Origin of the sequence: Amycolatopsis silviterrae (assembly GCF_042684085.1) — a bacterium.
GTDB classification, from domain to species: domain Bacteria; phylum Actinomycetota; class Actinomycetes; order Mycobacteriales; family Pseudonocardiaceae; genus Amycolatopsis; species Amycolatopsis silviterrae.
In genome coordinates this window covers 105,199-119,454 of sequence record NZ_JBHUKS010000037.1, presented here as the reverse complement: position 1 = coordinate 119,454, position 14,256 = coordinate 105,199, and the positions used below count along the sequence as shown (strand labels likewise).

Sequence of the window (14,256 nt, the reverse complement as noted above, 5' to 3'; positions counted from 1 at the left end):
GGTAACGTCGGTCCGTGCCGCCACTGCCGCGTACCTGGGAGGGCTCACGATGGACCGTGCGGAGGATCGTTTCGCCGCCGCGATGAACCGGGCGGGAATGGAAGTCCCGGACGATCTCCGCGAAGGGACTTTCGCCGCTTTCCGGGAACTGACCGCGATGGCGGCCCTGATGCGCCGGCCCCGCGCCGCGGAAAGCGAGCCTGCCGGCCAATTCCGCCTCGACGTCCTGCTCCCCGGAGCAGACCGGTGACCCGGCCGCTGCACGAGCTGTCGATCAGCGAACTGGGCACCGCGCTGCGCATCGGCGAACTCACCTCGACGGAGCTGACCGAGCACACGCTCGCTCGCATCGACGCCATCGACCGCGAGGTCCACGCGTTCATCCGAGTCACGCCCGAACGCGCGCTCGCCGACGCCGCCCGCGCCGACACCGAGCTGGCCGCCGGGGTCGACCGTGGCCCGCTGCACGGAATTCCCTATGCTCTCAAAGACATTTACGCGACCGAGGGCATTCCGACCACGTGCAACTCGCGGCTGCTGCTCGACAACGTGCCCACTGAGGACAGCGACGTGCAGGCCCGGCTCGCGGCCGGCGGCGGAGTGCTCACCGGCAAGCTCAACACCGGCGAATTCGCCCTGGGCACCAGCAGCGACCTGCCCTTCCCGGCCGCCCGGAACCCGTGGAACACCGAGCATTTCACCGGAACCTCCTCCACCGGCAGCGGTGCCGCGGTCGGCGCCGGGCTGCTCCGGCTCGCCCTCGGCTCGGACACCGGCGGTTCGATCCGCTCGCCAGCCTGCCATTGCGGCGCGGTCGGCTTGAAACCCACTTATGGCTTGGTTTCCCGGCGCGGCGTGTACCCGCTGTCGTACTCTTTGGACCATTGTGGACCGATCGCCGGGAACGTCCGGGACACCGCGCTCGCGTTGAACGTCATCGCCGGGCACGACCCCCTCGACCCCAGCAGCGCCGACCGTCCGGTGCCGGACTACACCGCGGATCTCGACCGAGGCGTGGAAGGCCTGCGCATCGGCTACGCCCGGGAAATGTTCACCACTGTCAAGGGCATCTCCCCGGAAGTGGTCGCCGCCGTCGACGCGGCCGCCTCGGCGCTGGCCGATCTCGGCGCGATCGTCCACGAGGTTCAGCTGCCCGATTTCGAGCTGCTCAAGGCGTGCGGACGGCTCATCATGCTGGCCGAAGGTTTCGCCGTGCACGAGGAAACCCTGCGCACGCGGCCGAAGGACTACGGCCGCTACACCTACCAGCGCATCGCCGGGGCCGCCGGGCTCACCGCGGCAGATTACGTTCAGGCGCAACGATTGCGTCGCGAACTGACCGTCGAGCTGAACACCGGAGCCCTTGCCGCACACGACATCCTGCTCACCACCACCGGATTCGCCCCGGCCGCGCGACTGGACGAGTTCCCGCGCGACTGGCCGCCGCCGAGCCTGGCGGTCGGGGTGCTGACCGCGCCGTTCAACGTCACCGGCAACCCGGCGATGTCCGTCCCTTGTGGATTCAGCGCGTCCGGGCTGCCGCTGGGCCTCCAGCTGATCGGACGGCCGTTCGACGAGCAGACCGTGCTGCGCGTCGGTGCCGCCTTCGAAGCCGCGGCGGGCATCAGCGACCGCCGTCCGGAGTTCGGCGCACTGGAGCGCACCGCATGACCGGACACCGGCTGGTGATCGTCGGCGGCGGTCCGGGCGGGACGTACGCGATGGAACGCCTGGCCGCTTTGCTGTCCGCCGCGCCGCCGAGAATTCCGGTGCACATCACGGTTTTCGAGCTGAACGGCCGGTTCGGCGCCGGTTCCACGCACGACGACCAGCAGGTGTGGACGAGCTATCTCAACCGGGTGGCCAGCCAGATCGCCTTCGCCTCCGACGAGTCCAACCAGGCCGGCACCCTGCTGCCCCGGCAGCTGCGCCCGACGTTCGTGGAATGGTCCCAGGACCGCTTCCACGCCACCGGAGACAGCCGGTTCGACCTCGGACCGCAGGACGTGCCACGGCGGTATCTGCACGGCCACGCGCTGCGCGACATGTTCGGCCGCTACGTAGAAATCCTGCGGGCGATTCCGGACGTGCACGTCGATCTGCGCGCCGACGAGGCCGTCGACGTGTCGCCGTCGACCGAGCACCCGTATCTGGTGCACGGCAAAACCACCACGCCCGTCCCAGCCGACCACATCCTCCTGGTCACCGGACATTCCCGCAACTCCCCCGCCCCCGGCACGCGGGCCGCTCTGCTCGCCGACCACGCTTCGACTGACCCGCAGGCCCGCTACCTGTCGAGCCCGTACCCGCTGGCGACACAGCTGGACGAAACCGCCGTCCCGCCCGGCCAGCCGCTCGGTCTGCTCGGCCTCGGCCTGACCGCCATCGACGCGCTGCTGCACCTCACCGAAGGCCGCGGCGGCCAGTTCGTCGAGGAAGACAGCCCCACGCTCCCGCGCCGCTTGCGCTACCTGCCGAGCGGACGCGAACCGATGCCGATCATCGCGGTGAGCCCGAGCGGCATGTTCACCTCCAGCCGCGCGGAAAACCGCAAAGCCGCCGACCACACCGGCCTCGGCCACGCCGCGCTCGAACACCGCCCGGTGTTCCTGACCATCCCGGTCATCGAGCGGCTGCGTGCCGAACACGGCGTCCCCGCGAACCTCCCGACCGGCCCCGTGCGGCAACTCGACTTCGCCACGCAGCTGTTTCCGTTGGTAGTACTGGAGTTAGCCGAGGTCTACTACCGGACCCTGCTCGGCGACCGCTTCGGCGACCGGCTGCGTGCCGCCGTCGCCGACCGGTACGAGGAATTCCTCCTGCTCGGCGGACCCGGCCCGATCGACCGCCTGCTGGAACCAGTGACCCGATGCTTCGACGCCGTGCTCGCCGAAGGCCTGGACGAGGACCAAGCGGCAGCGTTCCGGCGGGTCGTGGACAACGCGTACGGCCATTCCCGCGACCTCGCCGACCACCGGTTCGTCTGGCGCCGCTGGTTCGAGCCGGTCGAACGGGCGCCCGGAATGACCGGCGACGACTGGCGTTCCGCCCTGATCGTCCACATGCGACAAGACCATGCCGCTGCGGCACAGGGAAACCTGGACAACCCGGTGAAAGCCGCTTGCGACGGCGTCTGGCGGGACCTGCGGTCGGTCTTCTCCGCCGCGATCGACTTCGGCGGCCTCACCGCCCGGTCGCAACGCGAGTTCGTGCGACGGCACCTGCGCTACTACACCCGGATGTCCAACGGCACCGGACTCGAACCGATGCGGCGGATCCTGGCGCTGGTCGAAGCGGGCGTCGTGGACGTCCGGATCGGCCCGGAGCCCGACGTCGCGCCGGTGCCCGGCGGCTTCCGGATCAGCGGCCCGGTCACCGGCGAGACCCGCGAGGTCGCCGTGGTCGCCGAGGGCCGCGCGCATCCCTTCGACGCGGAGCACGACCTGCGCTCGCTCTACCCGAACCTGCTGCGCCGCGGCCTGATCCGCCGCTGGCGCAATCCGCCGGATTTCGAGCCCGGTGGGCTGGACGTCACGCGCGAGTTCCATCCGGTCCGCGCCGACGGAACCGTGGACGACCGGCTGACCGTGCTGGGCAACCCGGTCGAGGGCGTCGCGTATTTCCAGCTCAGTGCGGCCCGGCCGCACTCCGGCAGTTCCGTGCTCGACAACATCGCCCGCTGGGCCGGCCACGCGGTGCGGGCGGCGACCGACGAAAGGGAAACGGCGTGACGCAGACCGAAACCTACCGGGGCCTGGCCAAGGACGAACCGGTGCTGCGCCTGGCCGAGGCGGACGAGCCGATCGTCTTCCTCGATCGCCCGGTGACCGGCCCGAAGGCGTGGACGCGGGACAGCGTCGCCCCCGGCGAATGGGTCGTCCCGCTCACCCCGGCCGCGGTGGCGGAACTGCGCGCCGTCGTGTCCCGCCTGCGCGAAGCCCCGCTCCCGCTCCTCCTGCTGACGCCCGGCCAGTTCTCCCTGGCCGAATCCGCCCGCTGCATGGCGAAGGTCAAGGAGCACCTCGTCGCCGGCATGGGACTGGCCGTCGTGGACGGGCTGCCGATGGACGAGTGGACCGACGAGGAATCCGTCGCGGTGTACTGGCTGCTGGGCCAGTTCCTGGCCGCCCCGGTCGCCACGAAGTGGGACGGCACGATGACGTATCACGTGACCGACACCGGGAAACGGTTCGGCTACGGCGTCCGCGGCTCGGCGACGAACGTCGAACTGTCCTTCCACACCGACAACGCGTTCGGCTCGACGCTGCCCGACTACGTGGGCCTGCTCTGCATCCGCCCGGCCGCGACCGGCGGGATCAGCCGGTTCTGCAGCCTGTACTCGGTGCACAACCGGATGCTCGCCGAACATCCGGACCTGCTGCGCCGCCTGTACGAACCCGCCTACTACGACCGGCAAGCCGAGCACGCGCCGGGCGCGCCGAAGGTCATGCGCGCCCGGATGTTCCGCTACGACGGCGAAAAACTGCACGCCCGCCTGGTGCCCGGCCTGATCCGGCGCGGCTACGACATGGTCGACGAACCGATGGACGCCCGGCTCGCCGAGGCCCTCGACGCATTGGCCCAGACCATTGCCGACCCGAGCCTGTGGGTGGAGTTCACCATCGAACGCGGGCAGCTGCAGTACCTGAACAACCTGGAGTGCGCGCATTTCCGCAGCTCCTTCACCGACCACCCGGACCCGGCGCGCAAACGGCACCTCATCCGCGTGTGGCACCGCGAGCACGGCGCCCGCACCTACGACGGGTGACCCACCGCCTGCGCGGTCCACGCCGCCGCGGAAACGGCCGGCAGCAACGCATGCGGCACCGGCCGTTCGTTGTGCACCACGAACGAAGCCGTCACGATCACGTCCCAGCGGTCGACCTTGTCGAACGGCACCAGTTCGGCCAGGTCGTCCCAGGTGATCCGGTCCGCGCCCGCGACCACTTCCCGCAACCGCGCCACCGCGTCCTCGCCCGCCACCGGAGCCAGCCGCGCGAGCGTCGCGTCGATGTCCAGGTCGTGCGCCGGGCAATCCGCCTCGATGGCGGCGATCTCGGCCCGCGCCTGCGCCGTGCGGTCCTCGGCGAGATGCTCCCGCAGCTCCTCCAGGAACCGCAGGCGCTCCGGGCGGTCGAGGAAAATGGCCAGCTCGCGCACGATGTCCGACGGCTCGTCCCCGACGTGCACGAAATTCAGGATCCGGTTGGGCGGGTTCAGCTTCGTGCGCAGATGATGCGGCCCGCGCTGGGCCGGATCGCCGACGCCCTTCAGCTCGCCGAGCCGGACCGTCGCCGGCAATCCCGCTTCCGGCCGGACGTCGCGCGCCAGGAAGATCAGCACGTCGTTGGTGACGTACCAGAACGAGCACAGCTGCAGCCGGTCGACGGTGTAGATGTGCCAGTCGTAGCGCCACACCTCGCGCATCGAATGCCGGTTGTAGCCGAACCGCGTCGTGGCGACCGGCACGAACCCGTTGTCCGCCAGGTACTCCGCGATCGGCCCGAGCCTGCGCCCCACCACCGCGTCCGGCTTGACCACCAGCATCGCCAGCCCGCCGAGCACCTCGGCCGCGTCGTCGCCGAACACCGCGAGCACGTCCGCCCAGCCCTCGCGGAAATACAGGTCGTAGCCGAACACCTCGCGTTTCTCCGGCACGACCGACAACTGCCGCCATTCCGCGGCCGTCGGCATGCCGTCGACGCGGTCCACCCTGCCTGGCGTCCAGATCATCCGTTCATCCTGCCACATCGGCGCACTCCGCCAATCCCCTTTACGGAGGCTGCAATGCCGCTCGCGAACTCCTCCTACGAGGCGCTCCCGCTGCACGACGACCCCGGCTCGCTCAACCTCGCCTGGACCCTCGACGAACGCGAACTCCTCGACGCCGACCTGCCCGCCCTGCTGGCCGCCGAACTTGCCGACGAATCGACAAATCTGTCGGCCGTGGACCGTTACCTCGTCCAGGACCCGCACGGCTCGGCCTGGCTCGGCCCGGTGGTCGCCCGCCTGTTCGGCCAGCCCGGCTGGGACTGCGGCGTCGTGTGCGGCGCCGGCGTGATCTCGTTGCTCCACGCCGTCTCCGCACTCGGCCACGCATGCGTGCTCGGCGATGTGTACCCGGATCTCCCGCACTTCGTCCAGCAATCCGGCGGCACACTCGCTTCCAGCTTGCCCGGGTCCCCGCTGATCCTGCTGGACCGACCGTCCGCAGTGGACGATTCGTTCGACAGCCTGGAGGCGGTCCGCGAGCTATGCGTCGCGGCGGCCGCACACGGGGGAATCGTGGTGATCGACGAGTCCTACGCCAACTACCGCCCGCCGGAGTACAGCGCCGCCACCATCGCGTCCCAACTGGACAATCTGGCGGTTTTCCGTGGCCTGTCCAAGGGATACTGGCTAGGCGGGCTACGGCTTTCCTACTGCGTCTGCTCCCCCGCACTCACCAACCGGATCACTGCGCTTGTCCCCCCAATGCTCGCCTCGTCACTCTCCCTCCGGCTAGGTGCCGCGGTGCTCGGACTCGGCGACATCACCGTGCGACTGCGCGCCCGGATCGCCGAAGCCACAACAGAAGCCGCCGCACTCCTCGCCGCTGCTGGTTTTCCCGCCCCGATCCGAACCCATAGCGGTCTCCCGCATCTGCACTTCTCGCAAGACCTGGCGCCACGGTTGCGTCCGCTGGGGATTGTCGGGAAACCGCAACCGTTCTGGTCCGGCCCGCTCGGCGCCCCGGTCGAACGGTTCCGGCTCAGCGTCCCGCTGCGCCCGTCGCGGATGGCCGAACTGGAGCGCCGCCTGCGGGCCGGGTGACGCCGGGTATCGTCGATGACCCGGACGACAGGAGGGTTGAGGCGTGGCCAGGCAGCAGGTTCCGGTAGTGCTCGTCGCGGGGTTTCTCGGGGCGGGGAAGACCACGATGCTCAACTACCTGCTCGCCAACCGCGAGGGCGTCCGGGTCGGCGTGGTGGTCAACGACTTCGGCCAGGTGAACATCGACGCGCTCGCCGTCGCCGGCCAGGTCGACACGATGGTGTCGCTCGGCAACGGCTGCCTGTGCTGCGCGGTCGACGCCAGCGGGCTCGACGCGATGCTGGGCAAGCTGTCGCGGCCCGAGGCCGGGATCGACGTGATCGTGGTGGAGGCCAGCGGAATCGCCGAACCGCGCGACCTGCTGCGGCTGATGATCGCCAGCGAAAACCCCGACATCCGGTACGGCGGGCTGGTCGAGGTCGTCGACGCCGTGGAGTTCGAGGCCGCCCGGGTCCGGCATCCGGAACTGACTGAGCATCTTCGGGTCGCCGACCTGGTGGTCCTCAACAAAGCTGACCGGGTCGACGGGGATGCCCTGGCCAAGGTCCGCGGGGTGGTCGAGGAGCACGCGCCCGGGATCCCGGTGCTGGCGACCGACCACGGCCGGGTCGATCCAGGGCTGTTTTTCGATCCCCGGCCTCGGGAGAGTTACGGGCAGTTGTCTTTCGACGATCTGCGCGAGCATGATCATTCCGAGCATCTTCATGATCAGTTCGAGAGCGTCACGTTCACTTCTTCCCGGCCGCTTTCGCCGCGGCGGTTGCTGGCTTTTCTGGAGAGCCGGCCGGCTGGGCTTTACCGGGTCAAGGGACACGTCGACCTGGCTTCGCCGGAGTCGCGGTCTCGGTTCGGGTTGCATACCGTCGGGGCGTTTGTGCAGGTCGAGCGGTCAGCTTGGGGACCGGGGCCGCGCCGGACTGAGCTGGTGCTGATTGGGGCCGGGATCGATGCCGGCGATCTTGAGCGGCAGCTGGCGGCTTGTGTTGCCGAGGATGAGGTGCCTGACGAGCGCGGACTTTTGCGGTTTCTGCGGTATTTGAATGAGCCTGATGAGGGCGCGCGCCACGCCGAGGAAACGTAAACGCGCCGGTTGGCGGGGGGTTAGTCGCAGTATGTCGTGGTAGCTCGAATCCAGCCTCTTTGGAGGACGAGTTCCATGACTGTTACGGCCCGGTGGTACCTCGTGGGGGCGTTGCCCGAGGATGACCCTGTCGCGCATCTGATGACCCGTGCGGATGATCTTCGATATCGGCGGTCTGCCTGCGGGGAGCGGGATTCCCGGACTTGGACGCCGGTGGATTTGACTGCGCCGGGGACTGGGGATGTCACGCCTTGTGCGGGGTGTGCGGCTACGTTGTCCGGGGTGCCGGTCGAGGTTGGGGCCGAGGAGCAGCTGGCGTTTGACTTGCCGTTGGGGTGAGCCGCTGCGGTTTTGTTTCGGGCCTGGGTTGCGTTGGGCACCCCTCAGCCTGAGTGTGACTACGGTCTGTGGGTGCTTGTCAAGGCGGGAAAGATGCCTTGACAAGCACCCACAGACCGTGTTTTTGGCTTCGTATCGGGGTGCGGGGGGGGTGTGGCTGCCCTGACTGGGGTGGGTGGATTCGCTGCCGGTTGGGGGGGTGGGGCTTGCGCCCCAATGTGGCGTTGGGTGCATGTCACGCACCCAACGCCACATTGGGTGCGTCGCTCGCGGCGGGGGTTGGTCCGTGAAGGACTCCTTGAGGGAATCTACGTCCGTGAAGGGCCCCTTGAGGGAACCCGTCCCATGTCAGGGACTTGGGCTGCGCGGCCCACGCCTGCTGGACCATCCACAAAGGACTCCATACCCGCCGAATTGCCCGCTTTACGGTCGCCTGACCGGTTCTTCAGGTCCGTGAGGGGAACCCTGAGGGAATCAGATTCCCTCAGGGTTCCCCTCACGGACGACACGCCCAGCACCCGCACCCGCGCCCGCGCCCGCGTCGGCGTCGGCGCCCGCGTCGGCGTCGGCGCCCGCGTCGGCGTCGGCGTCGGCGTCGGGGTCGGCGTCGGCGTCGGCGTCGGGGTCGGGGTCGGCCCCAACGCAAGCCAACCCGGTCCGCCAGCAGCCCGGACCTGGGCGAACACGCCTCAGCCGCCCCCACAACGCCGCCCTAAGTCCCTGGGCATGGGAATCAGAGTCCGTGAGGGTTCCCCTCACGGACCTTCGGGCGGGCTTGCGGCGGACTCCTCGGCGGCACGGCTCGAAGCCGCCTTCCCCCCAACCGAGCGCACTGGCCGCAACTGCATCGGCGGGTGCAGGGCTTCAGCGATCTTCGGAAGGTCCTCCGGACGAGCCTTCGCCGCAAGCGTCCGCACCGTGAGCCACTTGCACAACGGGCGAACAATGCCCCCAACAACAGTGCCGGTGACCGCGACTATCGCCGCATACTCGGTAAGCCCCATCGCCATGGCGCGCTCCCTGCCTGCCTGGCCCGGCAGACAAGGACACGTCAGCCCGACCAATGTTTCCATTGGGCAAGCTAAGGCCCACTCCCCTTAGCGCGGCGATCACCTCGCCGTACCACCACGATACACCGAAATCACTCCTTCTTCGCCCGGCTAGGCGCGACCCGAGGCGGCTCGTTCGGCATCTTCGGATACACCGGCGGCCAAGGAGCATCCATCAACCCACCAGCCATATCCGCCCGAGACATCTCCAGCAGCGCCTCGATCGACTGCGGCCGATCATTCGCCCCCGCCCACGGGTCACCCCGCGAAGCGAGCAGCGCGGGAACCGTCGACAGCGTCAATGCATCCGGCTCCACCGTCGCCAGCTCATCCCAGGAAATCGGCGTAGAAACCTGCCCGCCGACCCGAGGTCGCACACACCAAGCCCCAAACACGGTCTTATGCGGCGCATTCTGATTGAAGTCCACGAAAACCCGCGAACCGCGCTCTTCCTTCCACCACTGCGCGGTAATCAGATCCGGATGCCGCCGTTCCAACGCCCGCGCCAAAGCCACCGCGGCAGCCCGCACCTCGTACCCGTCCCACCGCGGTTCGAGCATCGAATAAAGATGCAAGCCCCGCGAACCCGAGGTCTTCACATAGACCTCGATTCCCAGCTCCGTAAGGAACTCCCGCACCAAGACCGCCGCCTCGCGCAGTTGCGGGAAGCCGATCCCGGGCGACGGGTCGAGGTCGATGCGCAGTTCGTCCGCGATCTCCAGCGCGGACGCGCGGTTCGGCCACACGTGGAAGCCCAGGCAGCCCTGGTTCACCGCCCACAGGACGTGCGCCAGGTCAGCGGCCACCAGCGCGTCGCTGGTGGTGCCGTTCGGGGTGGAAACGACGGCGGTGGTCAGCCAGGAAGGGGCGTTCTTGGGCGTCCGTTTCTGGAACCACGATTTCCCGCCCGCGCCGTCCGGATAGCGTTCCAGCAGCAATGGCCGTCCGCCGAGACGGTCCAGCAAAGGGCCGGAAACGGCCTGGTAATAGCGCACGAGATCGAGTTTCGTCTCGCCTCGTTCCGGGAAATAGACCTTGTCGGGGCTGGAGATGGTCAATTCCACGCCGTCGAGTTCCAGTGTGAAGCCGCTCATCGGGCCTCCCCGAACAGATCCGCCAGTTCGGCGGGCGGGGCCTCGTCCAGTTGTGCGTAAGTGCACGATTCCGGGGTCCGGTCGGGGCGGAAGCGCACCAGCCGCCCGCCGTGCCGGAAGCGGCCGCCTTGCAAGTGTTCATAGCGGACCTCGGCGACCTGTTCCGGGCGCAGCGGTTCCCACGACAGGTCCTTGTCCGGTGCCCACCGGCTGTTCGCGCCGGGCCGCCGGACCTCCTCGGCCTGCCATTCCGCCCAGGTGCGCCAGGGGTGCCCGTCGAGCGCGTTCTCCCGCCACGGGGCCAGCTCCTCGACCAGCTCCCGCCGCCGCACCGCGGTGAAGCTGCTCGCGACGCCGACGTGGTGCAACGCCCCGGCATCGTCGTACAAGCCGAGCAGCAGCGAGCCGACGCCTCTGCCGTCCTTGTGCCACCGGAACCCGGCGACGACGCAGTCCGCGGTGCGCTCGTGCTTCACCTTCAGCATCACGCGTTTGTCCTGCTCATACGGCAGATCCGCAGGTTTCGCCATGACCCCGTCGAAGCCCGCGCCCTCGAACCGGGTGAACCAGTCCTGCGCGAGGTCCGGATCCGTCGTGATCGGGGTCAGGTGCACCCGCTGCAGCCCGCTCGCGGGCGCGAAAATCCCCTCCAGCGCCCGCCGCCGCTCCGCGAACGGTTCGCCGGTCAGGTCCCGCTCCCCCAGCGCGAGCAGGTCGAACGCGACGAAGCTGGCCGGCGTCTCCTCGGCCAGCTTCCGGACGCGGCTGGCCGCCGGGTGCAGCCGCAGCTGCAACGCCCCGAAGTCCAGCCCGCGCGGCGTGACCAGCACGATCTCGCCGTCGACGACGCATTTGCCCGGCAACGCCTCCCGCAGCAGCTCGACCAGCTCCGGGAAGTACCGGGTGAGCGGCCGGTCGTTGCGCGAGCCGAGTTCGACCTCGTCGCCGTCGCGGAACACCACGCAGCGGAAGCCGTCCCACTTGGGCTCGTACCAGAACCCGCCGTCGCGCGGCACCTCGTGCACGGCTTTGGCGAGCATCGGCCGCACCGGCGGCATCAGAGGTAGCTCCACCCGCGCGATCCTAAGCGGAACAGACGCTGACCTGCACCTTTTTACCAGCGTTTACCAGCGCGCCAGCACCAGCCCGCCCCGCGGCTTAGGCGTGAAGTACGTGGCCTTCCGCGGCATCCGCCGCCCCGCCGCGTGCACGGCCTGCACCGTCTCGAACGGCACCGGGGCCAGCTGCACCACCGCGTCCGCGTCCGGCGGGACCGGGCTGCCCGGCAGCAGCGGGCGCACGTGCGGGCCGTCCGGGTCGAGCCCGAGCGCCGAGCCGAGGAGCACCTGTTCCACCACCTCGTGGTCGATCACCAGCGGGTCCGAGCCCGGCAACCGCACCCGCAGCGCCCGCGATCCGGCCAGCACCACCGCGGTGCCCGGGCACGAAGGCGGGATCCGGTCGTCCGACCAGGCGACCTCCAGCCCGGCCTCCCGCCACGACGCGAACAGCCGGTCCGCGGCAAGACCGGTCCCGAGGAGCACCCGGTTGATCGCCCGGATCTCCAGCTGCGACCCCGCCGTGACCAACGCCAGCAGCTGCCCGCTCCCCGCCGCGGCCGCGACCCGGTGATTCCCGTCCGCCACCAGCAGATCGCTCGCGGACGCGGCCTCCAGCAGCCGCTCCCGCATCTCGCCGGGCCCCACCACCCACAGCTCGTGCGGCAGCCCCGCGCGGTCCACAGTGGACACATCGGGATCAGCCGAACTCGCCGCCTCCTTGACCGCCGCCGTCAGGTCCGCGCCGTCGCCGACCGGCACGAGCAGCGCGGCGCTCGTCGCGCAGCCGAGACCGTCCAGCACGGCCGCGCGCTCCGCGACGACCTCCGGGTAGACCTCCTCGGTGTGCTTCACGTGCGCCCCGGCCGACGTCAGCTCACGGACGTCGACCAGGCACAGCACGCCCGCGATGGTTTCGCCGATCCGGTAAGCCGCGACGAAGCCGGTTTCCGGCCGGTAATGCCCGGCCAGCAGCCGTTCGAGCGTCGCCCTCGCCTCGGGCAGCGCGGCCTCGACGTCCAGCCCGGCCGCCAGCGCCGCCGGGGTGCGCGCCGGATGCTGCGCCGCCAGCAGAGTGTCGCCGTCGGCCGCCGCCAACGCCCTGGTCACCGCCTCCGGTTCGGCGAACTCGTCGACGTCCGGTCCCGGCACCGCGCCCCGCACGACCCAGCCGCGGTCGATCGGCCGCACCCACCTGTCCATCCCTCCATCATGACGGCCAGGCGAACACCCGGGCACCGATCGATCGGCTGGGGAATGCTTACCGAGGCGAACGAGTTTATTCCCAGCATGGGTAGCACGAGCAGTCCGCCCGCGGCGAAACGCGCCGCCGTAGGCCTTCGTTCCGAGCGGGGCCCCGTCCTCGCCGCAGTCATGCTGAGCACCGGCCTCGTGGCCCTCGACAGCACCATCATCGCCACCGCGGTCCCCTCGGTGGTCCACGATCTCGGCGGGTTTTCGCAGTTCCCGTGGCTGTTCTCGATCTACCTGCTCACCCAGGCGGTCACCGTTCCGCTGTACGGCAAGTTCGCCGACGTCCTCGGCCGCCGCCCGGTGATGTTCTTCGGGATCGCCGCGTTCCTGGTCGGCTCGGTGCTGTGCGGGATCGCGTGGAGCATGCCGGTGCTGATCGCGGCGCGCGCGGTGCAGGGCATCGGCGCGGGCGCGGTGCAGCCGATCAGCATGACGATGGTCGGCGACCTGTACACGGTCGAGGAACGCGCCCGGGTGCAGGGCTACCTCGCCGGCGTGTGGGCGGTCGCCTCGGTGATCGGGCCGACGCTCGGCGGCGTGTTCGCCGAATACCTCAGCTGGCGGTGGATCTTCTTCGTCAACCTGCCGCTCGGCGCGCTCGCCGCGTGGATGCTCTACCGCAAGTTCACCGAGCAGGTGAAACGCACGCGGCACAAGGTCGACTACGCCGGCGCGACCCTGCTGACGCTCGGCTGCGCGCTGCTGATCCTGGCCCTGCTGGAAGGCGGGGTCGCGTGGAGCTGGACGTCCGCGCCGAGCCTGGCGATCTTCGCCGTCGCCGTCCTGATGCTGGTCACGTTCGTCCTGGTGGAACGGCGCGCGGCGGAACCCGTGCTGCCGCTGTGGGTGTTCACCCGCCGCACCCTGATCGGCGGCAACCTGGTCGCGCTCGTCACCGGCGCGGTGCTGCTGGGCTTCAGCTCGTTCCTGCCCACGTACGCGGAAGGCGTGCTCGGCACGGACGCGCTCACCGCGGGCTTCGCGCTGGCCGCGCTCACCATCGGCTGGCCGATCGCGGCGTCCCTGTCCGGAAGGATCTACCTGCGGATCGGATTTCGCGACACCGCGTTGATCGGCAGCGGATTCCTGCTCGTCGGGGCGGTCCTGGCGACGTTCCTCGGACTGGACTCGGTGGTCTGGATGGCCGCGGCAGCGGTGTTCGTGGTGGGGATCGGGCTCGGGCTTTCGTCGAGCCCGACGGTGGTGGCCGTGCAGTCGACCGTCGGCTGGGAGCGGCGCGGCGTGGTGACCGCGACCAACATGTTCAGCCGCTCGCTGGGCAGCGCGGTCGGCACCGCGATCTTCGGCGCGATCGCCAACGCCACCCTCGCCAGCCGGTTCGCGAACCCGCCCGCGGAGGTCGCCGGGCACCTCCCGGCCAGCGTCGACGCCACCAGCCGGATCCTCAGCGGCGCACACGACAACTCACCGGCAACGGGGTACGTCCGCGAATCGCTCGCCGGGGCCACGCACCACGTGTTCCTCGCGATCGTCGTCGTGTCGGTGCTGATGGTCGTCGCGCTGCTGCTCATGCCGCGCAAGACCGAACAGCTGACCTTCTAGTTCTG

Annotated in this window: 12 protein-coding genes; 7 read left to right on the top strand and 5 right to left on the bottom strand. The window is 69.8% G+C overall.

What is annotated here, in order from left to right:
• Nucleotides 1-49 precede the first annotated feature (49 nt).
• Genes ACFSVL_RS43475 through ACFSVL_RS43460 form a run of 4 tightly spaced genes read left to right on the top strand, consistent with a single transcriptional unit; the run spans nucleotide 50 to nucleotide 4,768 of the window.
• On the top strand, nucleotides 50-250 hold the full coding sequence (locus ACFSVL_RS43475) for a hypothetical protein (protein ID WP_378313526.1): 201 nt from the start codon (nucleotides 50-52) through the stop codon (nucleotides 248-250).
• Nucleotides 247-1,671 (top strand): amidase, encoded by a 1,425-nt coding sequence (locus ACFSVL_RS43470; protein WP_378313525.1) that lies wholly within the window; start codon nucleotides 247-249, stop codon nucleotides 1,669-1,671. The genes ACFSVL_RS43475 and ACFSVL_RS43470 overlap by 4 nt, the downstream gene beginning before the upstream one ends.
• Nucleotides 1,668-3,731, top strand: coding sequence for an FAD/NAD(P)-binding protein (locus ACFSVL_RS43465; RefSeq protein WP_378313523.1), 2,064 nt, complete (start codon nucleotides 1,668-1,670; stop codon nucleotides 3,729-3,731). The genes ACFSVL_RS43470 and ACFSVL_RS43465 overlap by 4 nt, the downstream gene beginning before the upstream one ends.
• Nucleotides 3,728-4,768, top strand: coding sequence for a TauD/TfdA family dioxygenase (locus ACFSVL_RS43460; RefSeq protein ID WP_378313521.1), 1,041 nt, complete (start codon nucleotides 3,728-3,730; stop codon nucleotides 4,766-4,768). The genes ACFSVL_RS43465 and ACFSVL_RS43460 overlap by 4 nt, the downstream gene beginning before the upstream one ends.
• Here the strand turns inward: ACFSVL_RS43460 and ACFSVL_RS43455 are convergent.
• Entirely contained in the window at nucleotides 4,756-5,733 is a 978-nt protein-coding gene (locus ACFSVL_RS43455; protein WP_378313519.1) for a hypothetical protein, read from the bottom strand. The two genes, ACFSVL_RS43460 and ACFSVL_RS43455, sit on opposite strands and share 13 nt — an antisense overlap.
• Before the next feature lie 54 nt (nucleotides 5,734-5,787).
• On the opposite strand from ACFSVL_RS43455, the gene ACFSVL_RS43450 reads away from it, so the two are divergent.
• Both ACFSVL_RS43450 and ACFSVL_RS43445 read left to right on the top strand, forming a co-directional pair.
• On the top strand, nucleotides 5,788-6,813 hold the full coding sequence (locus ACFSVL_RS43450) for an aminotransferase class I/II-fold pyridoxal phosphate-dependent enzyme (RefSeq protein ID WP_378313517.1): 1,026 nt from the start codon (nucleotides 5,788-5,790) through the stop codon (nucleotides 6,811-6,813).
• A 43-nt stretch (nucleotides 6,814-6,856) separates the two neighbouring features.
• Nucleotides 6,857-7,894 (top strand): CobW family GTP-binding protein, encoded by a 1,038-nt coding sequence (locus tag ACFSVL_RS43445; RefSeq protein ID WP_378313516.1) that lies wholly within the window; start codon nucleotides 6,857-6,859, stop codon nucleotides 7,892-7,894.
• 813 nt (nucleotides 7,895-8,707) lie between these two features.
• Here ACFSVL_RS43445 and ACFSVL_RS43435 read toward each other — a convergent pair.
• From ACFSVL_RS43435 to ACFSVL_RS43420, 4 genes are all read right to left on the bottom strand, one after another.
• On the bottom strand, nucleotides 8,708-8,884 hold the full coding sequence (locus ACFSVL_RS43435; RefSeq protein WP_378313513.1) for a hypothetical protein: 177 nt from the start codon (nucleotides 8,882-8,884) through the stop codon (nucleotides 8,708-8,710).
• A gap of 490 nt (nucleotides 8,885-9,374) precedes the next feature.
• Nucleotides 9,375-10,376 (bottom strand): non-homologous end-joining DNA ligase, encoded by a 1,002-nt coding sequence (gene ligD / locus ACFSVL_RS43430; RefSeq protein ID WP_378313511.1) that lies wholly within the window; start codon nucleotides 10,374-10,376, stop codon nucleotides 9,375-9,377.
• Nucleotides 10,373-11,449, bottom strand: a complete 1,077-nt coding sequence (locus tag ACFSVL_RS43425) for an ATP-dependent DNA ligase (protein WP_378313509.1) — start codon at nucleotides 11,447-11,449, stop codon at nucleotides 10,373-10,375. Before ACFSVL_RS43425 ends, ligD begins: the two co-directional genes overlap by 4 nt.
• A gap of 51 nt (nucleotides 11,450-11,500) precedes the next feature.
• Nucleotides 11,501-12,637: a DUF1015 family protein gene (locus tag ACFSVL_RS43420; protein ID WP_378313507.1), complete on the bottom strand. Its 1,137-nt coding sequence runs from the start codon at nucleotides 12,635-12,637 to the stop codon at nucleotides 11,501-11,503.
• Between the two features lie 87 nt (nucleotides 12,638-12,724).
• On the opposite strand from ACFSVL_RS43420, the gene ACFSVL_RS43415 reads away from it, so the two are divergent.
• A complete protein-coding gene (locus ACFSVL_RS43415; protein ID WP_378313505.1) occupies nucleotides 12,725-14,251 on the top strand; it encodes an MDR family MFS transporter in 1,527 nt (508 codons plus the stop codon).
• Nucleotides 14,252-14,256 lie beyond the last annotated feature (5 nt).